At 67.0% G+C, this 26,316-nt stretch carries 21 protein-coding genes and 1 other RNA gene; 7 read left to right on the plus strand and 15 right to left on the minus strand.

Translation table 11 applies throughout. The features are described 5' to 3' along the window. Positions 1–278: 278 nt before the first annotated feature. Positions 279–2,309: a BCCT family transporter gene (locus tag AC0KXF_RS03440; RefSeq protein ID WP_473107857.1), complete on the plus strand. Its 2,031-nt coding sequence runs from the start codon at positions 279–281 to the stop codon at positions 2,307–2,309. Between the two features lie 57 nt (positions 2,310–2,366). On the opposite strand, the gene AC0KXF_RS03445 is transcribed toward AC0KXF_RS03440, so the two are convergent. Both AC0KXF_RS03445 and AC0KXF_RS03450 read right to left on the minus strand, forming a co-directional pair. After that, positions 2,367–3,107, minus strand: a complete 741-nt coding sequence (locus tag AC0KXF_RS03445; protein ID WP_473107858.1) for a VIT1/CCC1 transporter family protein — start codon at positions 3,105–3,107, stop codon at positions 2,367–2,369. 129 nt (positions 3,108–3,236) lie between these two features. Next, on the minus strand, positions 3,237–4,637 hold the full coding sequence (locus AC0KXF_RS03450; RefSeq protein WP_473107859.1) for a TrkH family potassium uptake protein: 1,401 nt from the start codon (positions 4,635–4,637) through the stop codon (positions 3,237–3,239). 263 nt (positions 4,638–4,900) lie between these two features. On the opposite strand from AC0KXF_RS03450, the gene nhaA reads away from it, so the two are divergent. Then, positions 4,901–6,280 (plus strand): Na+/H+ antiporter NhaA, encoded by a 1,380-nt coding sequence (nhaA, locus tag AC0KXF_RS03455; protein WP_473107860.1) that lies wholly within the window; start codon positions 4,901–4,903, stop codon positions 6,278–6,280. 15 nt (positions 6,281–6,295) lie between these two features. Here the strand turns inward: nhaA and AC0KXF_RS03460 are convergent, their stop codons facing one another. Next, the gene (locus AC0KXF_RS03460; RefSeq protein WP_473107861.1) at positions 6,296–7,765 is read right to left on the minus strand and encodes a carboxylesterase/lipase family protein; all 1,470 of its coding nucleotides are present in this window, start codon (positions 7,763–7,765) and stop codon (positions 6,296–6,298) included. 57 nt (positions 7,766–7,822) lie between these two features. Next, entirely contained in the window at positions 7,823–8,206 is a 384-nt protein-coding gene (locus tag AC0KXF_RS03465) for a MerR family transcriptional regulator (protein WP_473107862.1), read from the minus strand. A 49-nt stretch (positions 8,207–8,255) separates the two neighbouring features. Here AC0KXF_RS03465 and AC0KXF_RS03470 point away from each other — a divergent pair, with 49 nt between their 5' ends. Continuing rightward, on the plus strand, positions 8,256–9,779 hold the full coding sequence (locus tag AC0KXF_RS03470; protein WP_473107863.1) for a SulP family inorganic anion transporter: 1,524 nt from the start codon (positions 8,256–8,258) through the stop codon (positions 9,777–9,779). Positions 9,780–9,954: 175 nt separating this feature from the next. On the opposite strand, the gene ssrA is transcribed toward AC0KXF_RS03470, so the two are convergent. Together ssrA and AC0KXF_RS03480 are read right to left on the minus strand one after the other, a co-directional pair. Next, positions 9,955–10,327, minus strand: a transfer-messenger RNA (tmRNA) gene (gene ssrA / locus AC0KXF_RS03475). Positions 10,328–10,494: 167 nt separating this feature from the next. Then, the gene (locus AC0KXF_RS03480) at positions 10,495–11,124 is read right to left on the minus strand and encodes a TetR/AcrR family transcriptional regulator (RefSeq protein WP_473107864.1); all 630 of its coding nucleotides are present in this window, start codon (positions 11,122–11,124) and stop codon (positions 10,495–10,497) included. Positions 11,125–11,243: 119 nt separating this feature from the next. Between AC0KXF_RS03480 and AC0KXF_RS03485 the strand changes: the two genes are divergently transcribed. After that, the gene (locus AC0KXF_RS03485) at positions 11,244–12,683 is read left to right on the plus strand and encodes a purine-cytosine permease family protein (RefSeq protein ID WP_473107865.1); all 1,440 of its coding nucleotides are present in this window, start codon (positions 11,244–11,246) and stop codon (positions 12,681–12,683) included. A 2-nt stretch (positions 12,684–12,685) separates the two neighbouring features. After that, positions 12,686–13,867: a 6-aminohexanoate-dimer hydrolase gene (nylB, locus tag AC0KXF_RS03490; protein ID WP_473107866.1), complete on the plus strand. Its 1,182-nt coding sequence runs from the start codon at positions 12,686–12,688 to the stop codon at positions 13,865–13,867. 112 nt (positions 13,868–13,979) lie between these two features. Here nylB and smpB read toward each other — a convergent pair whose 3' ends face one another. The 9 genes from smpB to AC0KXF_RS03535 all read right to left on the minus strand — a co-directional run bounded on the left by smpB (position 13,980) and on the right by AC0KXF_RS03535 (position 23,802). Then, positions 13,980–14,456, minus strand: a complete 477-nt coding sequence (gene smpB, locus AC0KXF_RS03495) for an SsrA-binding protein SmpB (RefSeq protein ID WP_223044454.1) — start codon at positions 14,454–14,456, stop codon at positions 13,980–13,982. A 79-nt stretch (positions 14,457–14,535) separates the two neighbouring features. Next, positions 14,536–15,450, minus strand: a complete 915-nt coding sequence (ftsX, locus tag AC0KXF_RS03500) for a permease-like cell division protein FtsX (protein WP_473107867.1) — start codon at positions 15,448–15,450, stop codon at positions 14,536–14,538. Beyond that, positions 15,447–16,640, minus strand: a complete 1,194-nt coding sequence (ftsE, locus tag AC0KXF_RS03505) for a cell division ATP-binding protein FtsE (protein WP_473107868.1) — start codon at positions 16,638–16,640, stop codon at positions 15,447–15,449. Before ftsE ends, ftsX begins: the two co-directional genes overlap by 4 nt. Positions 16,641–16,789: 149 nt before the next feature. Beyond that, entirely contained in the window at positions 16,790–17,899 is a 1,110-nt protein-coding gene (prfB, locus tag AC0KXF_RS03510) for a peptide chain release factor 2 (protein WP_223044457.1), read from the minus strand. 236 nt (positions 17,900–18,135) lie between these two features. After that, positions 18,136–19,560 (minus strand): APC family permease, encoded by a 1,425-nt coding sequence (locus tag AC0KXF_RS03515; RefSeq protein WP_473107869.1) that lies wholly within the window; start codon positions 19,558–19,560, stop codon positions 18,136–18,138. A gap of 194 nt (positions 19,561–19,754) precedes the next feature. Beyond that, positions 19,755–20,555 carry an ABC transporter permease gene (locus AC0KXF_RS03520; RefSeq protein WP_473107870.1) on the minus strand — a complete coding sequence of 267 codons (801 nt, stop codon included), beginning with the start codon at positions 20,553–20,555 and terminating at the stop codon, positions 19,755–19,757. Then, complete coding sequence (locus AC0KXF_RS03525; RefSeq protein WP_223044461.1) at positions 20,552–21,412, minus strand: ABC transporter permease; 861 nt, start codon at positions 21,410–21,412, stop codon at positions 20,552–20,554. The genes AC0KXF_RS03520 and AC0KXF_RS03525 overlap by 4 nt, the downstream gene beginning before the upstream one ends. A 9-nt stretch (positions 21,413–21,421) precedes the next feature. Beyond that, positions 21,422–22,600 carry an ABC transporter ATP-binding protein gene (locus AC0KXF_RS03530; protein ID WP_473107871.1) on the minus strand — a complete coding sequence of 393 codons (1,179 nt, stop codon included), beginning with the start codon at positions 22,598–22,600 and terminating at the stop codon, positions 21,422–21,424. Between the two features lie 2 nt (positions 22,601–22,602). Next, on the minus strand, positions 22,603–23,802 hold the full coding sequence (locus AC0KXF_RS03535; RefSeq protein ID WP_473107872.1) for an ABC transporter substrate-binding protein: 1,200 nt from the start codon (positions 23,800–23,802) through the stop codon (positions 22,603–22,605). Positions 23,803–24,189: 387 nt separating this feature from the next. On the opposite strand from AC0KXF_RS03535, the gene AC0KXF_RS03540 reads away from it, so the two are divergent. Next, positions 24,190–24,657: an Lrp/AsnC family transcriptional regulator gene (locus AC0KXF_RS03540; protein WP_223044464.1), complete on the plus strand. Its 468-nt coding sequence runs from the start codon at positions 24,190–24,192 to the stop codon at positions 24,655–24,657. 2 nt (positions 24,658–24,659) lie between these two features. Continuing rightward, the gene (locus tag AC0KXF_RS03545) at positions 24,660–26,054 is read left to right on the plus strand and encodes an aspartate aminotransferase family protein (protein ID WP_473107873.1); all 1,395 of its coding nucleotides are present in this window, start codon (positions 24,660–24,662) and stop codon (positions 26,052–26,054) included. Positions 26,055–26,316 lie beyond the last annotated feature (262 nt).

Here is a 26,316-nt window from a genome sequence, read left to right on the forward strand (position 1 = left end):
GCCGCTGTGCTCCGTCGATGTCGGTGCTGTGGCTCGCTGTTCGAGACGCCGATCGCGGCGCCCGTACGGCTTCGGCACTGTGAACAGTCCGCCGAATCGCCTCACAAAAGTAACGGTTCAATAACAGCAGTTTCCACCGATCAGAGCGGAACTCCTGCGCCCTTCGGAGAGGAACTGCACCGTTCCACCGCTCGCTCCGCTCTCCGCTTCACTAACGTGGAAAGAGTTTTGTCCACTCCTCAAGAGCGGCTACCTGGCGCTCGGACAGGGAATGCCACATGCAGCATGAGCACACCTCCGACACCCCGAACACTCCGCCGACCGCTGGCGCAGCGCAGTCGGCGAACCCTCCCGAGGGGCGCCTGAAACGTGCGATCAAGCGCGCCGCCGAAGCCCCCGTCACGCCGCACCCCGGGCTCATCCCCGGCATCGGCGTCGAGCAGACGGGCGTCACCTTCCCCACGAACAAGGCGGTGCTCGCCGGAGCCGTCGCTGTCACAGTCGGCGTCATCGCCTGGGCGTTCATCTCACCCGAGTCACTCTCGACCGCGGGGTCGGTGTCTCTCGGGTGGGTGACGATGAACTTCGGCTGGCTGTTCGGGGCGCTCGCGATCGGGATCGCGATCTTCATGCTGGCCGTCGGCTACGGCCGCACGGGCGGGATCCGCCTCGGCGCAGACGACGAGGAGCCCGAGTTCTCCACCGGCTCCTGGATCTCGATGCTCTTCGCCGCAGGCCTGGGCATCGGCCTGCTGTTCTACGGCCCGCTCGAGCCGCTCACCTATTTCAACGCTCCCGCGCCGAGTCAGGAGGTGGCAGCCGGCACTACGGACGCCGTGCTGCCGGCGATGGCGCAGACGATCCTGCATTGGGGACCGATTGCCTGGGCGTTCTACGCCCTCGTCGGCGGCGCCATCGCTTACAGCGCCTACCGGCGCGGACGGGCGCCGCTCATCTCGGCGCTCTTCGAACCGGTCTTCCCCGGCTCCTCCCACCGTGTACTGGGACGGATCATCGATTTCTTCGCCATCATCGTGACGCTCTTCGGCACCGCGGTTTCGCTCGGCATCGGCGCGCTGCAGATCCAGAGCGGTTTTGTGCTTGTGACGGGGATCGGACCGCTCGGCAACCTCTTCCTGGTCGGCTCGATCGCGGTGCTCACGGCGCTCTTCATCGCCTCGGCCGTGTCGGGCGTGAAGCGCGGCATCCGGTTGCTCTCGAACACGAATATGATCCTCACTGGTCTCCTCGGCCTGTTCGTGCTCGTCGTCGGCCCGACGGTGTTCATACTGAACTATCTGCCGACGTCGTTGGTCGAGTTCGTGCAGCAGCTCGGCCGGATGTTGACGCTGAACGCCAACGACGGCGACGAGGCGGTCGCATTCCTCGGCACCTGGACCACCTACTACTGGGCGTGGTGGGTATCGTGGACACCCTTCGTCGGCATGTTTATCGCGAAGATCTCCCGCGGCCGCACCCTGCGTGAATTCGTCACCACCGTGGTGCTCGTGCCGACTGCGATCGTCGTCGCCTGGTTCGTGGTCTACGGGGGCACCGCGATCTGGATGACGCTGCGCGGCGAGGATCTGCAGAGCGGGGGCACCAGCGAGGAGGTGCTCTTCCAGATGCTGCAGCGCCTCCCCCTCGGCCTCGTCACCTCGGTCATCGCCATGGTCGCCGTCGTGATCTTCTTCGTCACCGCGGCCGACTCGGCATCGATCGTCATGGCTTCCATGTCGCAGGGAGGACGCCCTGAGCCCTCCAGATGGGTGACGATCATGTGGGGCCTGCTGCTCGGCCTCATCGCGATCGCACTCCTGCTCGCGGGCGGTCAATCCGCGCTCTCGGGCCTGCAATCACTGATGGTGGTGTCGGCACTGCCGTTCGCGTTCGTGGTGATCGGGATCATGTTCTCATGGGCGAGGGATCTTCGCACGGACCCGTACATCATCCGACGCAAATACGCGCAGGCCGCGATCGCGCAGGGGGTGCGGCGCGGGATCGACGAGTTCGGCGACGACTTCGTCTTCGGCGCGAGCGAGGTGCCCGCCGACGAGGGCGCTGGCGCCGACTTCGACAGCACAGACCCGGCCCTCACCGACTGGTACGTCGAGGCGACGACGGGCCCGATCCAGACCGTCACCTCCGAAGACGTACGGCGCACGCTCGAACCGGGCCGGATCCAGCCGCGCGGCGAGCACACCCCCGAACGCGCGGCTTCGGGCGAGGCCTCGCAGACCGTCGGCGAGAACCGCCGCAAGCGTCGGTCCAGCGGCGACCCAGAGAGTTCCGAACCGCCCGGGAGCTGAGTTCGGCGGTCGGGCCGGTAGCGGGGCCGAAAGGCGACGCCACCTGGTGTTCTTGACCTAGCTGACCGCGACCCCGAAGATCAGGCCGATCACGTAGGTCGCGACCATCGTCGCCGACCCCATCACGACGTTGCGCAGGATCGCGCGTCCTCTGGGGGCGCCGCCGAGGGCGGCGCTGATCCAGCCCGTCAGGAACAGGCCGATCACCACGGCCGCCGCGGCGATCCATACGCGGTGCTCGCCGAAGGGCAGCAGGATCATGACGAGCGGGATCAGCGCGCCGACGGTGAAGGAGACGAACGACGAGACGGCGGCCGCCCACGGACTCGTGTACTCGTTCGGATCGATGCCGAGCTCGACCTCCGCATGTGCCGCGAGCGCATCCTTCGCGGTCAGCTCCTCCGCCACCTGCTTGGCGAGATCCTCCGACAGCCCCCGCTCGCGGTAGAAGCCGGCGAGTTCCTCGAGCTCCTCCTCCGGCATCTCCGCGAGCTCGCGCTCCTCCTTCGCGATCATCGCCCGCTCGGTGTCGCGCTGAGTGCTCACCGAGACGTACTCGCCGCCCGCCATCGAGAACGCACCGGCGACCAGCGCGGCGATCCCCGCCGTCGCGATGGCCACGAGATTGTTCGGGGTCGCTCCGGCGACGCCGATGACGACACCCGCGGTCGAAACGATCCCGTCATTCGCCCCGAGCACGCCCGCGCGCAACCAGTTGAGCCGTTGGCCGATTCCCTGGCCGTGGGGCTCGCCCTCGTGCGTCGGCGTCGGTGGGGTGCTCGGCAGGATCTCGCGCATGATCTCATCATGACCCTCGCAGCGAGCGCCCGCAATGTAGGCGAGCATAACCTCGGCCCTATCGGCGGCCGCTGCTGCGGCGTGGGCCGACGAGTGGCGTCAGGGCCACGGCTGGGCGTCCTCGTGTCGCTATCCGATGACGATGCGCTCTTCCGGGAGCGTGAAGGCCTCCTGACGCTGGCGGATCGCGAGCGCCGAGGCGAGCGCGATCGGTCCGACCCGCCCCATGAGCATCAGGGCGGACAGCACGTACTTGCCGAAGGAGCCGACCTCGGAGGAGATGCCGACGGAGAGCCCGCAGGTCGCGAACGCCGAGATCACCTCGAACAGGATGCGATCGAGCTTCGCATCGCTGACGACCGTGAGCAGCCCTGCCGCTGCCAGCACGAGGGTCGCGCCGAGGAACACCACGCTGATGGAGAGCCGAAGGATGCTGTTCGGGAGACGACGCCCCAGGGCGTTGGTGTTCCGGGTGCCTCGCGCCTCCGCGAGGATCGCGATGAACAGTACCGCCAGGGTCGTCACCTTGATGCCGCCGGCCGTCGAGCCTGATCCGCCGCCGACGAACATCATCGCGTCGCTGAGCAGCATCGTCGTCGAGGTCGAGGCCTGGGTGTCGACGATCGAGAACCCGCCCGAGCGCATCATGATCGAGGCGAAGAACGCGCCGCCGATCCGCTCCCTCCACGACCGGTCGCCCACGGTGTCGGGGTTGTTCCACTCGAACGAGCCCCAGGCGACGGCCCCGGCGAGCATCAGGATCGTCGTGGTGTACAGCGTGAGCTTCGTGTGCAGCGACCACTTGCGGCGCGTCCACTTCGCACGGATCAGATTGAGGAACACCGGGAACCCGAAGCTGCCCACGAACACGCCGATCGCGATCGGCACGAGCACGAAGCCGTTGTCCGCGAACGCCATGAGCCCACCCACGTGAGGGGAGAAGCCGGCATTCCCGAACGCCGAGACCGCGTAGAAGACGCCGTACCAGACGCCGTCGAGCGCCGAGCGCTCTGCGACGGCGAACGCCGGGATGAGGAGAGCGGCGAGCGCCCCCTCGATCACGAACGTCGTCAGGACGACCACACGCAGGAGCCGTCCGACATCACCCAGCCCTGCGGTGCCGATGCTCTCCTTCGCGAACACTCTCCCGGAGACTCCGAGTCTGCGGGTCACCATCCGTGCCAGCAGCAGCGCGATGGTCACCACCCCGAGGCCTCCGGTCTGAATGGCCACGAGGATCACAACCTGCCCGAACATCGACCAGTACTCACCGGTCTCGACCGTCGTCAGACCGGTCACCGTCACCGCCGAGACCGCGGTGAACAGGGCGTCCGACAGCGGCGTGGCGATGCCGGAACGGGCTGCCACGGGGAGCATCAGCAGCGCAGTGAACAGGAGCGTCGCGGCGGCGAAGATGAGGATCGCGATGCGCGCGGGCGAATGACCTGCCAGATACCGGGTCCTCGCCCGCATCCGCACGCCGATGTCGTGGATGCGCTGCACGGCGACGCTTCCTGTGGGCGTGATCATCAAGGCATCCTTCAGCTCGTTGACGCCGACCAGCTGATCCTGCCGCGACGTGCCGACCAGACTTCCCGGCGCACCGCACCCGATGCTACTCCTGTCCGGGTTCGCGCGTGAAGGCTCGATCGGATTACGGCGTGCCCGTCGCATCAGCCGCCGGCAGTGCGTAACATGGTCACCCTGTCGTGTCTCCGTGGAGCAGGGCGGATGGTGTGCCGGGAAGTCTGGTCGGCGAGTCGCATACACCCCACCCGACCGCGAAAGGCACCGTGAACCAGACGCTCTCCCCCTCCTTCCCCCGCTACGGTTCGTTCCGCGAGGCCCGCCGCATCGCGGCGATCCTCCGCAAGGAGACCGTCGGCGGCATCCTGCTCGTCATCGCCGCAGTCATCGCGATCGTGTGGGCCAACACCCCGCTCGCCGACGGCTATTTCGCGCTGCGCGACCTCGAGGTCGGCTACGAGCCCTGGCATCTGCGCCTCAGCCTCGGTGCGTGGGCGGCCGACGGGCTGCTCGCGATATTCTTCTTCCTCGTCGGCCTCGAGCTCAAACGCGAGTTCGTCGCCGGCGACCTTCGCAGGTTCAGCACCGCGATCGTGCCGATCGCCGCGGCCTGCGGCGGCGTCGCCGTCCCCGCGCTCATCTACGCCGCGATCGTGTGGCAGCAGCCCGAACTGCGGCACGGATGGGCGATCCCCACGGCGACCGATATCGCGTTCGCCGTGGCGGTACTCGCGATCATCGGCTCCCACCTGCCGAGCGCACTGCGCATCTTCCTCCTCACTCTCGCCGTGGTCGACGATCTCATCGCGATCAGCATCATCGCGATCTTCTACACCGACCGCATCGAGATCCTCCCCCTCGTCGGGACGTTCGCCGCTATCGCGGTCTACGGGATCATCGCACAGCGGTTCCGCTCGTTCTTCGGGGATCGCCCGTTCGCGGCCTGGCTGATCCTGCTCCCAATCGGCGTCGTCGCCTGGGCGCTCATGCACGCCTCCGGCATCCACGCCACGATCGCGGGTGTACTGCTCGGCTTCACCATCCCGGTGCTGCACCGGCGCGTCGACCGTGCCGCCGGCGTCGACGGACCGGGGCTTGCGGAGGAGTTCGAGCACCGCTTCCGGCCGCTCTCCGCGGGCTTCGCGGTGCCCGTGTTCGCGTTCTTCGCCGCCGGCGTCTCCCTCGGCGGGTGGGACGGGATCCGGGCCGCGCTCGCCAGCCCCGTGACCCTCGCGATCGTCGCCGGGCTCGTGCTCGGCAAGCCGCTCGGCATCGTCGCCACCACCTGGCTCGTCACGAAGCTGGGGCGCATCCGTCTCGACCCGGCCCTGCGCTGGATCGACATGGTCGGGGTCGGCCTGCTCGCGGGCATCGGCTTCACCGTGTCCTTGCTCGTCGCCGAGCTCAGCTTCGAGAGCGGTTCCGCAGCTCACGACCACGCCAAGGCGGCGATCCTCTCCGCCTCGATCGTCGCCGCACTGCTCGCGGCGATCGTCCTCGGGATCCGGAACCGCCAGTACGGTCGCATCCGTGCGCGCGATCGCGTGGACGCGGACGCCGACGGCATCCCGGATGTCTACCAGCAGCACGAACGGCCGGATGAGTGGTTCAAGCCGCAGCCTGGCGAACGGCAGGGGCCGAACTGAGCGGCGAGGGCGGATTCAGTGCAGCAGCGCGGAGAGTCCGGCGTATCCGTCAGCCAGAGTTCGAACAGGGCGCTCCTCGTCTCCGCCGATGAGCGCGACCCTGCGTTCCGCCGCGTCCCACTCGGGAAAGCCGGGCCCTTCTCCCCTCACGAGAGCGGTCGCCGCACCGTGTACCGCATCGACGAGGCTGCGCGGTGGATGCTCCCCCGTCATCGGGCGCGTGTCCTCACGATCGAGCACGTCCCAGAAGAAGGGCAGGTCGAGGCAGTGGATGGCACCGCCCTTGGTCGGCGACGGCCAGGCGAATCGGTAGACCCGGGTAGAGGCCCGTGCCGACGCCGCGCGCGCTGAGGCGACCCGCACGACCTGACGTCTGAACACGCGGTCCGTGACCTCCTGGCCGAGCGCCGGCACCGCGCCGGAGACGCCGCCGATCCTCTGGATGGCGCGGTACTCGCGCATCTCGTGACCGTGGAGTCCGGTGGCCCAAAGCACGAGCCCCTCGGGAGCATGCCGGATCCACGACGGCAGCGACTCTGCCGGGAGGAGGACCTCGTTGTCGTTCGATCCGACGACCAGATCGACATCGCCCCCGACGCCCCGCGCGAGGGCGTCGATCGTCGGCTCGGGGATCAGATCGCCGTCGACGACCGGGCAGAACGAGGGAGCGCGCTCGATCAGCGCGTTCAACGAGAGACCGTGGGGACGCGCCGCCGCCATCTGCTCGGCGAGGATGCGCTCCTCGGGGACCGCGGCCAGCGCTTCTCGTGAGGGGGCGACTCCGAGGCGGGCCGCGAGTCTTCGGGTCGTCCTCTCGGCATCCTCGAGTGCACGCACCGGCAGCACGGGCGAGCTCGCCCAGACCGCGCGGAACAGAGACGCCGCCGCCGGCATGCCGAGCAGGGTGAGCACGGCGCCGCCGCCCGCGGACTGGCCCGCGAGCGTGACCCGCGCGGGGTCGCCCCCGAACGCCTCGATGTTCGCCTGCACCCACTCGAGTGCGCAGAGCCAGTCCATCACCGCGCGATTCGCGGAGCTGCCCGGGATCGCTCCGAATCCGTCGAAGCCGAGCCTGTAGGAGATGACCACGGTCACGACACCGTCGCGCGCGAAGGCGGCGCCGTCATACCACGGGCTCGCCGGCGAGCCGCCGGTATACGCCCCGCCGTGGATCCAGACGAGCACGGGGAGCCGCGCCGCGGGATCCGCCTCCGGCGTGAACACCGAGACACTGAGAGTGTCATCGCCCGGAACCGCCGGTTCGGGCACGAGCCCCGGTGTGGGCGCGCGCAGCGGCGTGGGGCCATGGGCGATCGCCGGCAGCACGCCCTCCCAGGGGCGCCTGGGCACTGGCGCCGCGAAGCGCAGCTCCCCTACAGGAGGCTCGGCGAAGGGGACGCCGAGGAAGGCGACGTGCCCCGGGCGCCTCAGGCCCTGCACCCGGCCGTTCCGCGTCTTCACGGTCCAACCATCAGTCACATCCATTGCCGCTCCCCTCGCGACCCGGGTCGGATCTCGAGAACGAGTGTATTCGCGACACGGCTACGCTGTGATCCGCGCGCTCAGCAGACCGATGAACTCGTCGGCGGCAGCCAGTTGCTTCGCGAGCTTCGCGCGTCGCTCCTCGGCGTCTCTCAGGAACTCCGCGAGCAGTTCGGCAGCGTCGGCACCAACCGGGTCCTCGTCACCGGCGCTTTCGATCGCGCGGAGCAGATCCCCCATCTGCTCGAGCGAGTAGCCCAGCGGCTTCATGCGCCGGATCAGCATCAATCGTTCGAAGTCCTCCTCGGTGTAGAGGCGGAAGCCGCCCTCGGATCGCCCGGAGGGAACCAGCAACCCGATCTCGTCGTAGTGGCGCAGCGTGCGCAACGACAAGTCCGTGCGCTCCGCCAGTGCTCCGATGTGCATCATCCCAACTTCAGGCATCGACGGCCACTTCCTACTCGCTCTTAACTCTCACGTTACGTTAGTGTTGATGGCTGTGAGCCCCACCACTTCAGATGATACGTCCCGCTACCGCCCCGATCCCTCCGTACTGACTGCGTTGAGGACGCCTCGCATCCTGACCCGCGAGGTGCTCGCAGGGCTAGTGGTCGCGCTCGCTTTGATCCCTGAAGCGATCTCGTTCTCGATCATCGCGGGCGTCGATCCCAAGGTCGGCCTGTTCTCCTCGTTCATCATGGCGGTGACGATCGCGCTCGTCGGCGGTCGCCCCGCGATGATCACCGCCGCCACCGGAGCAATCGCGCTCGTTGTGGCCCCCGTGGTGCGCGAGCACGGCATGGACTATTTCATCGCGACCGTGCTGCTCGCGGGCGCCCTCCAGATCATCCTCGCAGCGCTCGGGGTGGCGAAACTCATGCGATTCATCCCGCGCAGCGTGATGATCGGGTTCGTGAACGCCCTGGCGATCCTCATCTTCTCCGCGCAACTGCCTCAATTGATCGGCGTCCCCTGGGCGGTCTACCCGCTCGTCGCGGCAGGCCTGCTGATCATGGTGTTCATGCCGAAGATCACCCAGGTGATCCCGGCGCCGCTGATGTCGATCATCGTCATCACCGCTGTCGTGGTGGTCTTCGCTATCCAAGTGCCCACGGTCGGCGACCAAGGCGAGCTGCCCCGCAGTCTGCCCGAGCTGTTCATCCCGAACGTGCCGCTCACGTGGGAGACGCTGACGATCACCGCCCCCTACGCCCTGGCGATGGCGCTCGTCGGCCTGATGGAGTCGCTGATGACCGCAAAGCTCGTCGACGACGTCACCGACACGCACTCGAACAAGACCCGCGAAAGCTGGGGGCAGGGCATCGCGAACATCGCGTCCGGGTTGTTCGGCGGTATGGGCGGCTGCGCGATGATCGGCCAGACCATGATCAACGTCAAGGCCTCGGGCGCGCGCACCCGCATCTCGACATTCCTGGCGGGAGTCTTCCTGCTGATCCTCATCGTCGCCCTCGGCGACGTGGTCGCGATCATCCCGATGGCAGCACTGGTCGCGGTGATGATCATGGTGGCGGTCGGCACCTTCGATTGGCACTCCATCAGGCCGTCGACCCTCAAACGGATGCCCAAGAGCGAGACCTTCGTAATGGTCGTCACCGTCGCGGTCGTCGTGGCGACGCACAACCTCGCGATCGGCGTCGTCGTGGGCGTGTTCGTGGCCGCTATCATGTTCGTACGTCGCGTCGCCCACCTGGTGAGCGTGGATCGCGAGCTCACCGAACACCGCGGCGTGAAGACCGCGCACTACACCGTCGAAGGACAGCTGCTCTTCGCCTCGAGCAACGACCTGACCACGATGTTCGAGTACGCCGACGACCCCGAGCGCATCGTCATCGACCTCACGAACTCGCACGTCTGGGACGCCTCCACGGTCGCGGCGCTCGATACGATCCAGACAAAGTACGAGCAGCGCGGCAAGAACGTCGAGTTCGTCGGCATGAACCGGTTCACCACCGAGTTCCACTCGCGCCTGTCCGGCGGGCTCGGCGCCGGACAGTAAGGTTGCTTCCGTCTGCGCGTTCCGGATTCCGACGCGAAGCTCCGCGAACGAGCGGCGGACGCGATCGAACTGACTGGCGCAGCCCCGCGAGAGCGCTACGGGGCCCCACCAGTCAGCTCGATAGGTGAGCCCTCTTCCACGAGAGAGGATCCGACAGCGCGTGATGCGAACACTCTGGTGGAGCCGCGGGGAATCGAACCCCGGTCCACTTCGACGATTCCGTGCCTTCTACGAGCGTAGTTCGTGCAGACGTTCTACTCGGCCCCATCCTTTGTCACGAACACCTAGGATGACGGGCCCAGCCTCAGTGAAAGTCCCGGCGCGCCCTGAGACACGACGCACCAGCAAGCCTCCTAGATGACGCCAGGAAACCGGGGCGGAGGCCCACCCGACCTGACGGACTCGGTCTTACTGCTTAGGCAGCGAGAGCGAAGTCGGTGCGCTTAGCGTTGGCACCTATGGTTTGCGAAGGGCGTTTACGAGATAACTCCGCGTCCTCGGCCCGCTTCTCACAGTCTCAAATCGACGTGTCGAAACCGATCGGCCCCGAGCTCGCGCCGGAACGGCGCGCACACCCGAAGGTGCGGTCTGGGGCATTCGCATCACGCGCTGTGGAATTGTCAATCCGGGATCATCCCGGCCTTACAGAATACCACTCTCATGACGTCGCTGTCGAGGGCGAGGCCCTCGGGGGCCTCCTCCCGAGCACAAGCCCCTACGCCCGGACGACGCGCTCGCGCAGTCGGCCCGGCTCAATGCCGAGTGCCCACTCGCAGACATCGGCGACGAAGTGCACATAGGCCTCCGGCTCGAAGTCGCCGATATTGTTCGCATAGGCGCCGAAGCCGTCGACGGCCATGAAGATCCGCACGCACGCCGCGAGCGGATCGGCCACCTCGAACGCCCCCTCCGCCCGCCCCTGCTCGATGAGTGCGACCAGGCGCTCGCGGTCGAGCGCCTCCTGCTCCTCGATCGCCTCGGCGAGCGCGGGAGTGAACCGGGCGAGATGCCGCGCATTGAGCCACAGCCGGGAGAGGTCGACCGACTCGAACTCGACGCGGCGCACGAAGGCGGCGAGCCGGTCGAGAGAGCTTCCCTCCCCCGCTTGCAGCCGCTCTCGCTCCCCGGTGACGGCAGCGAGGAAGGCTGCGATCACCAGATCCTCCGCCGCCGGAAAGTAGTGGCTGATCAGCCCCGGGCGCACCCCGAGCCCGTCGGCGACGGCGCGCAGCGTGATGCGCTCGAGCCCGTCCCCGAGCGCGATCCGCGCGGCCTCGGCGATGATCTCGGCGCGCCGCTCCTCGGGCTGCTTGCGCACCCTCGGCGATCCTCCACTTGACACCATGAGCCACATCCTATTGGATTAGTGACCAATAGAGTCCATTGGCCTCATGACCAATAGCAGCGTCGCTGTCTCATGCCACCCGCGACGATGTTCGGGGCTCCGCCGAGAGGAACTGCCAAGTGACCGCACCCACTCCCGCCGATTCCCATCAGGATTTCGCCGACATCCCCACGCAGCCCGAGACCCGCGGCATCGAACTCGTCTCCGAGAGCGAGCGCCATGGCAGGCCCCGCGACCTCTTCGCCGTGTGGGCCGCAACCATGGTGAGCGTGCTCAACTTCACCATCGGCGCCTCCTTCACCGCGGTGCTCGGGCTCGAGATCTGGCAGGCGGTCCTCGTCGTGCTCGCGGTCACGCTGCTCTGGGTGCTGCCCGGCATCGTCGCCATCAGCGGCCCGGCCGCCGGCACCTCGGGGTCCGTGATCCAGCGCGCGATCTACGGCTTCCGCGGCAACAAGATCGTGATCGCCTTCTACGGCTGGTTCATCTCGGGCGTCTTCCTCGCACTCAACTGGGTCGCCTCGTCGTTCATGGGCGCCGAACTGCTCACCCGAATGGGCGTCGAGGACAAGACGATCGGCCTCGTGGTCGTCACGGTGATCGTCTCCATCGTCACCGTGCTCGTCGCGGTCTACGGCCACGCCCTGATCCTCAAGGCCTACACCGCCCTCACCGCGGTGCTACTGCTCATCTTCCTCGTGGTGACCGGGTTCATCCTGCCCACCGTGGACTGGAACTTCAGCCAGCCCGAGCCGCTGCAGGGCGTCGCCCTCTGGTCGAGCCTGACCATCGCCTTCGCGATCCTCGCCTCAAGCCCGCTCTCCTTCTCCAACAGCGCCGACATGGCGCGCTACCTCCCGCGCGACGCGAAGCGCTCGCACATCATCCTGGCCACGGCGCTCGGCGGCGCGATCCCGTGCGGCTTCTTCACGATCGTCGGCGCGCTCCTCGGCAGCGTCGTCTCCCCCGAGTCGCTCGACCTCGGCATCGAGTACGCGCTGCTCGACATGCTGCCCGCCTGGCTCGGCCCGATCTTCGTAATCGGCGTCATCGTCAACACGGTCGCGCTCAACGGCATGACCACCTACACCGCCAGCATGGCGTTCCAGTCGATCGGCGTGCCGATCCGCCGCATCCCCTCCGCGATCCTCATCGGCGTGCTCGGCACCGCGTTCACCCTCTTCCTGGTGATGTCGACCAACCTGATCGACGCGATCAACCTGATGCTGCAGTTCCTGCTGATCATCTCGGTGCCGACGATGGCGGTCTACGTCGCCGATATCGTGCTGCGCCGCAACCGCTACGACGGCATGGACCTCTTCGACGAGCGCCCCGGCGCGAAGTTCTGGTACCACGGCGGATTCAGCCTCGCCGGCCTCACCTCGGCCGTGGCTGGCGGCGCAGCGACGGCGCTCTTCCTCTCGACCGACGTCTGGACGGGTCCGTTGGGCGTCGCGCTCGGCTACATCGACCTGTCGGTGCCGGTCGGCATCGTCGTCTCGGTCGTGGTCTACACGGTGCTCGCGAAGCGCCGGATCCGCGACCAGATCGGAGAGTGAGCGTGAGCAGCGCGAACACGGCCGCCGCCCACCCGCCTCGGTTCCCCGGCGCGGATCCCGGCCGTCCGAACCTCGACAGTTGGCAGGAGGCGCCCGACAACCGGTGGGCATTCGCCCACCTGGGCGAGCTGCTGCCCACCGCGCCGGTCTCGCGCCGCGCCCCCGCGGCGCCGGCCGAAGCGACGGTGCGCCTCGACTCGCTCACCCCTCAGCTCCCCGATCTGCAGCAGCGGCTGGAGCAGAGCTACACCGATGCCTTCCTGGTGCTGCGCGGCGGCGAGGTGCTCGCCGAGTACTACCGCGCCGGTTTCGCTCCCGACGACCGCCACCTGCTGATGAGCGTCTCGAAATCGCTGTGCGGCACGGTCGTCGGCGCGCTCGTCGATGAGGGGCGCATCGATCCCGCCACGCCAGTCACCGAGTACCTGCCCGAGCTCGAGGGGAGCGTCTACGACGGCCCGTCGGTGCAGCAGGTGCTCGACATGGAGGTCGCGATCGACTACAACGAGAACTACGTCGACCCCGCCTCCGAGGTGCAGACCCACGACCGCTCCGCGGGCTGGCGATCGCGACGCGACGGCGATCCCGCCGACACCTCCGAGTTCCTCACCACGCTGCGCGGCAGCGGTGCCACGGGCGAATTCCAGTACTGCTCGGCCAACACCGACGTGCTCGCGTGGATCATCGAGCGCGTCACGGGCATGCGCTACGTCGAGGCACTCTCCGTCTACCTGTGGGCGAAGCTCGACGCCGACCGTGACGCGACCATCACCGTCGACACGACAGGGTTCGGCTTCGCGAACGGCGGCGTCTCATGCACCGCGCGGGATCTCGCGCGCGTGGGACGCATGATGCTCGACGGCGGATACGCCCCGGGCGGTCGTGTCGTCTCGGAGGCCTGGGTGCGCAGCATCATGGAGGGCGGATCGCGCGAGGCCATGACCTACGAGGGCTTCACCGGCACGTTCCCCGACGGCAGCTACACGCGCCAGTGGTGGTGCACGGGCAACGAGCGCGGCAACGTGAGCGGCATCGGCATCCACGGGCAGAACCTGTGGCTCGATCCGTCGACCGACTCGGTGATCGTCAAGCTTTCTTCATGGCCGGAGCCCGACACGGATCACTGGCACGGCGTGCAGAACGACATCCTGCTCGACGTGAGCCGCGCGCTCGACGCGGTGTGAGGTAATACGCTCAGGGAGGAGATCGACGCTCAGGCGGGTGAATCCGCAGTTTTCACCCGCCTGAGCGTCGATCTCCTACTCAGAGGCTGAACCCGACGGCAGATCCGCGCCCCTACTCCCCCAGCCGGTTGCGACTGCGCATGGCCCGCTCGGCCTCGCGCTTGTCCTGCCGCTCGCGCAGCGTCTGCCGCTTGTCGTACTCCTTCTTGCCCTTCGCGAGGGCGATCTCGACCTTCGCCCGGCCGTTGAGGAAGTAGAGCCGCAGCGGCACGATCGTCATGCCGCCCTCTCGGGTCTTCTGATAGAGCTTGTCGATCTGCTGCCGGTGCAGCAGCAGCTTGCGCTTGCGGCGCGGAGCGTGGTTCGTCCACGAACCGTTGAGGTACTCGGGGATGTAGGCCGCGTCGAGCCAGGCCTCGCCGCGCTCGATGAACACGTAGCCGTCGACCAGTGAGGCTCGCCCCATGCGCAGGGACTTCACCTCGCTGCCCGTGAGCACCATGCCCGCCTCGTAGGTGTCGATGATGAGATACTCGTGCCGCGCCTTCTTGTTCGACGCGATGAGCTTCTCGCCGGTCTCCTTGGGCATGGTCACATTCTCTCTACGGGTCGGTGGATCCGCGCGGAAGCGCGAGGATCCAGCTTACCGCAGTCGTAGGGCGCGCGAGCTACACCCGGAGGTAGCGGGTGATCGCGATCTTGGCTGCGATGGCCGACAGCACGACCCCCACGAGTATGAGCACCGGGGGCACGATCAGCGACTGCTCGACTGTGATGTAGCTCGTGAACGGCACCTCCGTCGCGAGGAAGCCCTGCACGAAGAAGCGCACGATCCCCACCGATGCGGCCCCCGCCAGCACCGCGCCCACGAGCGCTGCGATGATCCCCTCCAATATGAAGGGGGTCTGGATGAATCGGTTCGATGCGCCCACCAGGCGCATGATCCCGATCTCCCGTCTGCGCGAGTACGCCGAGAGCCTGATGGTAGTCGAGATCAGCAGCATCGCCGCCACGAGCATGAGGCCCGCGATCGCGATCGCGGTGTAGCTCGCGACGCCGAGGAACAGGAAGATGCGGTCGAGCAGGCTGCGCTGATCAGACACGCTCTGCACCCCGGGGATGCCCGAGAAGGTCTCGGTGATGATGTCGGATCGCGAGGGGTCCTTCAGCTTGACCCAGAAGGTCTGGTTCAGCTGTTCCGGGCGAGTGATCTCGAGGATCGGATTGCCCTCGAACTGCTTCGCGAACTCCTCGTACGCCTGCTCATGATCGACGAAGAAGTAGTCGTCGATGTACGGCTGGAGCGTGCCCGACTGCAGGGCGTCCTCGACCGCGGAGATCTCGGCCTCGCCGGCATCGGTACCCGCGCACGTCGCGCTCTGGTCGTAGTCCGTGCAGAGATAGATAGCGACCTGGGCGCGGTCGTACCAGAACGTCTTCATCTGCTGGATCTGCAGCTGCATGATGATCGCGGCGCCCACGAAGGTGAGCGACACGAACGTCACGAGGATCACCGAGATGACCACCGACATGTTGCGGCGCAGGCCGTTCCAGACCTCGCCGAGAACCAGTCCCGCCCTCATCGCACCGGCCCCACATCCGTCTCGTCGTCGTCTTTCCTGCTGAGCCCGAGGTGCTCGGCGAGATTCCCGGTCTCAGCCATCCGCACGGGATCCATCGGCCGCCCGGGATCGAGGAAGCCGGGGATGCGACGCGCCTGCGGGCCGCCGGCCCGCACCGTGTCGTCATCGTCGTCGATCTCGGAGTCGTCCTCGCCGAACGGATGGGGCTCCTCGAAGACGGAGGCCTCGTGCGGGGTCTCGGCGCCGAGCAGCTCGTCCAGGGGATCCGCGGAGGCGGATGACGGCTGCTGCGGGGAGCCGGTGTCGGGCGCCAGCGCGCCGGGTGCGGCTGCCTCTGGCGCCTGCATGCCGGGGGGCGGGGTGGGGATCGCCGCTGCCTCGGCGGCCTCCGCATCCGGATCGGGCTCGCCGCCCTCCTCTGGGGCGAGCGCCGCACGCACGACCGCCTCGGTGGTGCGCAGCACCTGCACGCCCTCCTCCGAGAGATCGGCGACGGGGATCGACGCGGTCTCGCCGTAGCCGCCGCCCACCTCGTCACGCACGACGACGCCCTGCGAGAGCTCGACCACGCGCTGCTGCATGATGTCGACGAAGGTCGCCTCGTGCGTCGCCATCACGACGGTCGTTCCCGAGGCGTTGATGGCGCGCAGCAGCTGCATGATGCCGAGGCTGGTGGCCGGGTCGAGGTTGCCGGTGGGCTCGTCGGCGAGCAGGATCGACGGCTTGTTCACGATCGCGCGGGCGATCGCGACGCGCTGCTGCTCGCCGCCCGAGAGCTCGTGCGGGAAGCGCTTGGCCTTGTTCGCCAGCCCGACCATCTCGAGCGTGTCGGGCACGGCCTCCTGGATGAAGCCGCGCGACTTGCCGATCACCTGGAGCGAGAACGCGACGTTGTCGTAGACCGTCTTGTTGGTGAGCAGGCGGAAATCCTGGAACACGGTACCGAGGTTGCGCCTGAAATAGGGAACCTTGCGGGATGAGATCTTGCTGAGGTCCTGCCCCAGCACGTGGATCTTGCCGATGCTCGGCTGATCCTCGCGCAGGATGAGGCGCAGGCAGCTCGATTTGCCGGAACCGGAAGCGCCCACGATGAAGACGAACTCGCCGCGATCGACCCTGAGGTCGATACCGTCGAGCGCGGGCTTCGCGGTACCCCGGTACTTCTTGGTGACGTTCTCGAAGAGGATCATGACGCCTCGACAATACGCCCTCTGCCTGTGGGCCCGACGCAGGCGCGCTGGTGAAGCCTCGTCATTCTGCGCGGAGTCGCAGATTCTCGGCCAGGGATCCTACGCCTTCACGCAGGCTGACGGGAAGGGACGCGGACTGACGGGAAAGCTCAGTCGTTCTTCGAGAGCGAGCGCCAGCGGATGCCCGCGGCGATGAACCCGTCGAGATCCCCGTCAAACACGGCTTCGGGTTGGGAGGACTCGTGGCCCGTGCGCAGATCCTTCACCAGCTGCTGGCCGTAGAGGAAGTAGGAGCGGATCTGGTCGCCCCAACTTGCCGTGACGGATCCCGCCAGCTCCTTCTTCTTGGCGGCTTCCTGCTCCTTCTGCAGCAGCAGCAGGCGGGTCTGCAGCAGGCGCATGGCGGCCGCGCGGTTCTGGATCTGCGACTTCTCGTTCTGCATGGAGATGACGATGCCCGTGGGAATGTGCGTGATGCGCACGGCCGAGTCCGTGGTGTTCACCGACTGACCGCCCGGGCCCGACGAACGGAAGACATCGACGCGGATGTCGTTCTCGGGGATATCGACCTCGGTGGCCTCCTCGAGCAGCGGGATCACCTCGACCCCTGCGAAGCTGGTCTGCCGCTTGTCGGCGGAGCCGAAGGGGCTGATGCGAGCGAGCCGGTGGGTGCCTGCCTCGACCGAGAGCGTGCCGAAGGCGTAGGGTGCGTCGACCTCGAACGTGGCCGACTTGATTCCGGCGCCCTCGGCGTAGGAGGTGTCGAGCACCTTGGTCGAGTAACCGTGCTGCTCGGCCCAGCGCAGATACATGCGCAGCAGGATCTCGGCGAAGTCGGTGGCGTCATCGCCACCGGCGCCCGAGCGGATCGTGACGACGGCCGCGCGCTCGTCGTACTCCCCCGACAGCATGGTCTGCACCTCGAGATCCTGCACGAGCTTCTCGAGCGCGACGAGCTCGTCGGCCGCCTCCTTCGCCGATTCCTCGTCGTCGGCCTCCTGCGCGAGTTCGATCAGCACCTCGAGGTCGTCGAGGCGGCTCTCGACGCCGCGCAGCTTGCGCACCTGCGCCTGCCGGTGCGAGAGGCCGCTGGTGACCTTCTGCGCGGCCGCAGGATCGTCCCACAGATCGGGCGCGGCGGCCTGCTGTTCCAGCTCGCCGATCTCCCGCTCGAGCCGGGGCAGATCGGTGACCGCCGCGATGTCGGCGTAGGTGGCGCGGAGGGCCTTGATGCGAGCGCTGAAGTCAAGATCGAGCATGATCCCCCTAGCCTATCGCCCGCAGCCCGACCCCCGCTCGCGGACCTCCGTGGCCACCCGTCCGAGATACGGATTTCGCACGCGGGATCGCGATCAGGCATGCGAAATCCGTATCTCGGCGCCGAAAGCTCGGCATCCGGCTCGGCATACAGCCCCCGGCACACGGCGTACAGCCCTCGGCACCCGGCACAACCGCTGCTCGACCCGCGCGCCCGTCGGGAGCGTGCCGAGGCCCGCTATTCGACGGGCTCGTGCTCGACCACCTTGTTGTAGCCGGTGACGGGCTGGTTCTCGTCGAAGGATGCGACTTTCTGCCGGAAGCCCTTCGTGATGAAGACCAGGTAGACGAAACCGAGTCCGGTCCAGATGAGACCCCCGAGCAGGGCGTGCCCGTCGAGGTTCACCCAGAGCAGCCCGGTGAGCGCGGTGCCGATGACCGGCATCACGATGTACGTGAAGATGTCCTTCGGGGTGCGCCGGCGGCCCTTGCGGATCGCGAACCAGGCGATCACCGAGAGGTTCACGAAGGTGAAGGCGATGAGCGCACCGTAGTTGATGTAGGCCGCGATCATCTCGAGGGTGAAGGCGATCGCGAGCAGCGAGATCGCACCGGTGAGCACGATGTTGAAGGTCGGGGTGTGCGTCTTCGGGTTGATGTAGCCGAATGCCCGTTTCGGGATCACGTTGTTGCGGCCCATGACGAGCAGCATGCGCGAGACCGAGGCGTGCGACGCGAGACCCGAGGCGAGCGTCGCCGCGAAGCCGGCCGCGGTGAGCACCGCGGCGAGCACCTTGCCGCCGACCAGCTCGCCGATGATCGGGAGGGTCGAGTCCTCCACGAACTGCATGTCGCCGCCGGGGGCGAACTCGTTCCAGTCGGGGAAGCGCTGCTGGGTGAAGTAGCCGGCGACGAGGAAGATCGCGCCGCCGAGCACGACGGTGAGCAGGATCGCCTTCGGCATGATCTTCGGGGTCTTGGCCTCCTCGGCGTACATGGTGACCGCGTCGAAGCCGATGAACGAGAAGCAGACGATCGTGGCGCCCGCCAGCACCGCGCCGAACTCGACGCCGCTGTGGAAGAAGGGCTGCACCGTGACGACGCCGCCGACACCGGCACCGCCGGCGAGCTGCACGATCACCAGGAGCACGAACACTGCCATGACCGCGATCGAGAACACGAGCAGGATCATGTTCACGTTCGAGGTGCCGCGCATCGTCAGGTAGATGATGCCCGTCACGAAGACGACGTAGAGGATCACCCAGACCCATCCCGGCACGGCCGGGAAGAACGCCTCGAGGTAGCTGCGGATGATGAGGCAGTTCACCATCGGGAGGAGCATGTAGTCGATGAGCGCGGTCCACCCCACGAGGAAGCCCACATTCGGGTGCATCGACTCGCGGGCATAGGTGTACGCGGATCCGGCGCTCGGGATCGCACCCGCGATCTTGCCGTAGCTGATCGCAGTGAAGACCATCACGATGAGCGCGACCGCGTAGGCGAGCGGCACGACGTTGTTCGTGTCGCGCGAGACGAGGCCGAAGGTGTCGAAGACCACCGTCGGCGTCATGTACCCGAGGCCGAGGCCGACGATGGCCCAGAGCCCGAGGCTTCGCTTGAGGGTACCGCCGCGCTTGGCCGCCGGCATCAACGTCTTCGTCATATGCTCTCCGAGAGTCGGAGGATCGCCCGGGCGAGTCCGCCCCGCTGCGTCCTGGTCTGCTGCGGGACTTCCCGCCAGCCAAACATCCTGCACCCGATGCGGCCCGCGACGCAAAAGCTCTCGGCCCCCGCCGCAGATTCTGCGGTGGGGGCCGAGCGCTGCGCGAGAGGCGCGGCGGCGAGGGACGCGAGGAGCTACTGCCGCGCCAGCCTCTTCTGCTTGTTGATGTTCACCATCTGCACGATGATCACCAGCAGCAGCGCGCCGATGAACACGATCGATGCGAGCACGTTCGCCTGCGCCGGCACGCCCTTGAGCGCGGAGACGTAGATGAACTTCGGGAAGGTGGTCGCGGTGCCCGAGTTGAAGTTCGTGATGATGAAGTCGTCGAACGACAGCGCGAACGAGAGCAGCGCCGCACCGATGATGCCCGGCATGAGCATGGGCAGCGTGATCCGCCAGAACACCTGCCCCGGCGAGGCGTAGAGATCCCGCCCCGCCTCCTCGATCGCCGGATCGAGACTCGCCACGCGGGCCTTCACCGCCACCACGACGTACGAGATGCAGAACATCGTGTGCGCGAGGATGATCGTGCCGATCCCCTTCTCCACGCCCGCGAGCAGGAACTGCGCGGCGAGACCCGCGCCGAGCACCACCTCGGGCGTGGCCATCGGGGTGAACAGCAGCAGGCTGACCGTCGAACGGCCCTTGAACCTGTAGCGCACCAGCGCGATGGCGATCATCGTGCCGAGCACCGTGGCGATCACGGTCGCGACCACGCCGATGAGGATGCTGTTGCCGAACGCCTGGCAGACCTGCGGAGCGCCGCAGGGGTTCTGCCAGTTGTCGAGCGTGAATCCTCGCCAGATGATGTTGTTGCGGCCAGCATCGTTGAAGGAGAACAGGATGACGTGCAGGATCGGCAGCAGCAGGTAGATGAGCGCGACCGTCGCGACGACCGGCACGAAGGCCTTGCCCAGACTGAAATTCTTCACAGCAGATCCTCCGCCCCGCTCTTGCGCACGTATGTGGCGACGATCGCCAGGATGATGAGCATGAGAATGATCGACAGTGTCGCGGCCATCGGGTAGTTCTGCGTCTGCAGGAAGTTCGACTCGATGACGTTACCGATCATCGTGGTCGACGTGCCGCCCAGGAACTCGCGCGAGGCGACCACGTAGTCGCCCGACATCGGGATGAAGCTCAGCAGCGTGCCCGAGACCACTCCGGGGATCGACAGCGGCAGTGTCACCTTGCGGAAGGTGGTGACCGGCGACGCGTAGAGGTCGGATCCGGCCTCCAGCAACCGCAGGTCGAGCGCCTGCAGCGATGAGAAGATCGGCAGCACCATGAAGGGGATGAAGTTGTAGATCAACCCGAAGATCACCGAGAAGTGCGTTCCGATCCACTCGTTCGGCAGGATCGACTTCCAGGCGAGCGTCCGCAGCAGCAGGCTGATGAAGAACGGCGCGACGACCAGGATCAGCAGCACGCCCTGCAGCAGAGGCCGCGAGCGCACGCGCACGCCGATGAGGTACGCGATCGGATAGCTGATCAGCAGCCCCACGACGGTCGCGATGACCGCGTAGACGAACGAGCGGACCAGGTGCGGCCAGTACTCCTGCAGCGCGACCCAGTAGTTCGAGAACTGCATGGCCGCGACGTACTGCCCGATGCCGCCGCCCTCGTCGGGGGCCTGCAGCGAGGTGAGCGCGAGCTGGATGAAGGGCGCCACGAAGAACAGCAGCATGTACGCGATGCCGGGCGCGAGCAGCAGCAGCGCGACCCACCCCTTCTTGCGGGGCGCCTGTTCGACGGCCTTCGCGGAGGCCGAAAAGGCGGTGAATGCCATAGCTGCCCCCTACTCGCCGAGCGCTGCGTGCGCCGCGATGGCCTGGGTCGAGAGGTCGGCGGTGAGGGCGCCGGTCTCGAGGCGATCATCGGCGAGGCCGAAGGTGTGCTCCACGCGCCAGCTCAGCCACACCTCGTCGCCGAGCGCGGCGGTCGGGCCGGCCTGCAGGTTCTGCTGGAAGACCTGCACCGGGGCCGATCCCGGGAGCTCGACCGTGTACTGCGTGCTGACGCCGATGAAGGAGACATCGGTGACGCGGCCCGGGCCGATCGCGTTGAAGCCTGCGTCGGGCTCGACCGGCGCGGTGCCGAGCGTCATCTTCTCGGGGCGCACGCCCACGGTGATCGATCCGCTCTCCCGCTCGCTGCGCGAGCGCGGCACCGAGATCCGCGTGCCGAGCAGGTCGGTGTGCAGCACCTGGTCCGAGCCGCCGACCACATCGACGGCGAAGAGATTCGACTGGCCGAGGAAGTTCGCGACGAACACGGTGCGGGGCAGCTCGTAGAGCTCCTCCGGGGCGCCCATCTGCTCGATCCGTCCCTTGTTCATCACCGCGACCGTATCGGCCATGGTCATGGCCTCCTCCTGGTCGTGCGTGACGTGGAGGAAGGTGAGACCGACCTCCTGCTGGATCTGCTTGAGCTCCTGCTGCATCTGGCGGCGCAGCTTCAGGTCGAGCGCGCCGAGCGGCTCGTCGAGCAGCAGCAGGGCGGGCCGGTTGACCACGGCGCGGGCGAGCGCCACGCGCTGCTGCTGCCCGCCCGAGAGCTGCGCGGGCTTACGATCGGCGACATGGTCGAGTTCGACGAGGCGCAGGGCCTCGTGCGCCTTCCCGACCGGGTCGGCCGACTTGCGGCGGCGCAGGCCGAACGCGACGTTCTCGAGGATCGTCATGTGCGGGAAGAGCGCGTACGACTGGAAGACCGTGTTGACCTGTCGCTTGTGAGGTTTCAGGCCGCTGACGTCCTTGCCTCCGATGAGGATCTTGCCCTGCGTCGGGTCTTCGAGTCCGGCGACGAGGCGCAGCGTGGTCGTCTTGCCGCAGCCCGAGGGGCCGAGCAGGGCGAAGAAGGATCCCGCGGGGATCTTCAGATCGAGGCTCTCGACGGCCGTGAAGCCGGGGAACCGCTTCTGGATGCCGACGAGTTCGAGGTCCGCGCCGGATGTCGCGAGTGAGTTCTCCGTCATGTCTACAGCCCCAGCACGTTCTGGAAGGCGGTCGAGTAGCGCTTGTCCTCCTCGGCGGTGAGGCTGCGGAAGGGGTGCAGGTGCTCCCAGTCGGCATCGCTCGGGAAGATGAGCGGGTTCTCGGCGTTGTCGGGGTTGATCTTCTGCATCTCTTCCTGCGTGCCCTTCACGGGCGGGATGAACGTGACGTAGTCGGCGACCTCGGCCATCACGACGGGATCGTAGTAGTAGTCGATCATCTGCTCGACCTGCTTCTTCGCCTCGGCGGAGGTGCCGTTGGGGACGGTGAAGGAGTCGGCCGCGATCATGCCGCCCGACTCGGGGATCTCGAGCGTCCACTGGTTGTCGTTCTCGGCGTTCAGCATGACCACGTCACCGGTCCACGCCATCGCGGCGAGGGCATCGCCCGTGATGAGGTCCTGCGTGTAGCTGTTGCCCTTCACATTGCCGATCTGGCCGCTCTGCAGGGCGTCGTCGAGCCACGCGAGCGCCTCGTCGAACTCCTTGTCGCCCCAGTCGCCGTTGGGGTCGTAGCCGAGGCCCGCGAGCACCATGCCGATGGTGTCGCGCATCTCGCTGAGCACGACCACCTTGCCCTTGAGCTCGGGCTTCAGGAAGTCGTCGAGGGTCTTGATCCCGCCCGGCACGGCCTCCGTGTTCCACACCCAGCCCGAGGCGGGCAACTGCCACGGGATCGAGAACTTGCGGCCGGAATCGACGTCGAGCGCGTCCCATTGCGCGTCCACCAGGTTGGCCTCGACGTTCGACAGATTGGCGTAGTCGAACTCCTGCACCTGGCCGGCTTCGATGAGGCGGGCGTTCATCCAATCGGTGAAGGTGACCACGTCGTAGCCGGTGTACTGGTCGAGCTTCAGCTGATCCTTGATCTTGCCGTAGAAGGTGTTGTTGTCGTCGATGTCCTCGACGTAGTCGACGTTGAATCCCGCCTCGTCCATGAAGGCGTCGAGCGAGGGGTAGGACCCGGTCGACTCGTCGTAGTCGAGGTAGTAGGTCCAGTTGCCCCAGACGATGCCGTCTCCCCCGCCACCGCCTCCGCCTCCGGAGCACGCGGAGAGGCCGAGCGCGCCGGCCCCGGCGGCCCCCACCGCGGCGCCGCGGAGCAGCTGCCGACGGTTGAGCTGAGCTCCGCGCAGCATCTGGACGATATTTCGGACGATCGGGTCTTCGGGCTGACGTGCCATGAGCATCTCCCTTGGTTCTCACGGGTGGCACCGGCAACGCGATCGGCCGCACTGCCGGGTGTGAAGATGAGAATGGCACAGAGAGGGAAGCGATGCCAAGCTCGCGGCCCGCGCGCCTCCCATTTCGACATGAAACGGTTACATCGCAGACACGCTGCTGCGGTTTCCGATAGAGATCAGGCACCCATTCCACGCATTCCGAAGCACGAACTCGATCCTCGCCGCCCGGCGACCTCAGCCCCGCACGGGGCGCCGGACGACGTACAATACCGAATGGCGACGCCGATCCCGGTTCAATCGCCACTCAAGGCTGGGATAAGTAGATTCCAATCCCATTTTCTTCGGATTCCTTTGCTTTTTCGGCATTTCACTGCAAGAATCAGTGGCGTGAGCACCAAACGCACCTCGCCCGCACTCGACGCGACGTCGAAGGCGATCATCGAGCAGCTCCAGCGCGATGGCCGTCGTTCGTACGCGGAGATCGGCAAAGCGGTCGGCCTCAGCGAGGCCGCCGTGCGACAGCGCGTGCAGAAGCTCACGGATGCCGGGGTCATGCAGATCGTTGCAGTGACGGACCCGATGCGACTCGGCTTCAGCCGACAAGCAATGCTCGGCATCCGCGTTTCCGGTGACACCAGGGTCGTCGCCGATCGTCTCGCCGAGATGCCGGAGATCAGTTACGTGGTACTCAGCGCTGGCTCCTTCGACATCCTCGCCGAGGTTGTCTGCGAGGACGACGAGGGCCTCATCGAACTGCTCAACGAGAAGATCCGCGGGATCGACGGCGTTGCGGCGACCGAGAGCTTCGTCTACCTCCAACTCACCAAACAGAAATACGACTGGGGAACAAGATAACCATGTCCTACGATCCCACTGCAGCCGTGGATGCCGCCGCGCTCCAGGCTTCGGCCCGCGACCACATGTGGCCGCACTTCACCAACCGCAAGGTGCTCAACGACGGCATCCCCGTCATCACCCGCGCAGAGGGCCACCACATCTACGACGCTGCCGGCAAGCAGTACATCGACGGCCTCGCGGGCCTGTTCGTCGTGAACGCCGGCCACGGCCGCGACCGCATCGTCCAGGCTGCCGCGAAGCAGATGAAGCAGCTCGACTTCATGCCGCTCTGGTCGTACGCGCACCCCGCCGCCGTCGAGCTGTCGGAGCGCCTCGCTTCGTACGCCCCCGGCGACATGAACAAGGTCTTCTTCACCACCGGCGGCGGCGAGGCCGTGGAGTCGGCGTTCAAGCTGGCGAAGCACTTCTGGAAGATCAAGGGCCAGCCGATGAAGCACAAGGTCATCTCGCGCTCGGTCGCCTACCACGGCACCCCCCAGGGCGCGCTGGCCATCACCGGCATCCCCGACATGAAGAAGTTCTACGAGCCACTGACCCCCGGCGGTCACCGCGTGCCGAACACCAACTTCTACCGCGCAGAAGAGATGGGCGCGCCCAGCGACGACGTCGAGGCGTTCGGCCAGTGGGCTGCGAACCGGATCGAGGAGGCCATCCTCTTCGAGGGCCCCGAGACCGTCGCGGCCGTCTTCCTCGAGCCGGTGCAGAACTCGGGCGGCTGCTTCCCGCCTCCCCCCGGATACTTCAAGCGCGTTCGCGAGATCTGCGACCAGTACGACGTGCTGCTCGTCTCGGATGAGGTCATCTGCGCCTACGGCCGCATCGGCGACTTCTTCGCCTCGAAGGCCCTCGGCTACGAGCCCGACATCATCACCTCGGCGAAGGGCATCACCTCGGGCTACGTGCCCCTCGGTGCCATGATCGTCTCGGACAAGGTCTCGGAGCCCTTCAACTCGGTCGAGAACACCTTCTACCACGGCTTCACCTTCGCCGGGCACCCGGCCGCTGCCGCTGCCGCCCTCGAGAACCTCGACATCTTCGAGGAAGAGGACCTCAACGGCCGCGTGCGCGAGAACAGCCCGCTGTTCCGCGCCGAGCTCGAGAAGCTGCTCGACATCGACATCGTCGGTGACGTGCGCGGCGAGGGCTACTTCTTCGGCATCGAGCTCGTCAAGGACAAGGCCACCAAGGAGACCTTCAACGAGGAGGAGTCGGACCGGCTCCTGCGCGACTACCTGTCGCCCGCTCTGTGGGAGGCCGGCCTGTACTGCCGCGCTGACGACCGTGGAGACCCCGTCATCCAGCTCGCTCCCCCGCTGACCATCGGTCCGTCGGAGTTCGCTGAGATCGGCGGCATCCTCCGCAGCGTTCTGAAGGATGCCTCCTCGAAGATCTGATCTCGAGCGATCCCGCTCCCTGAGCCCGTGCTCGTTCCCTGAGCCTATCGAAGGGATCGGGATCGCCTCAGGATCGAGCCCCCTCGGCTGCCCACCGGCTCCCGAGGGGGCTTTCGCGTGCGCGGTTCGCGCCGCACTCACCTTCCCCGGGTAGGAGATCTTGCTCCACGCGGGTTGATCTACCGGGCGGGTTCAGGGGGTCGTGTGAACACCCTGAATTGTGAGGAGCAGGGGTATGGGGAGTCAGCGGCGTACACGGAAA

It is taken from the genome of Leucobacter holotrichiae (genome assembly GCF_055791005.1).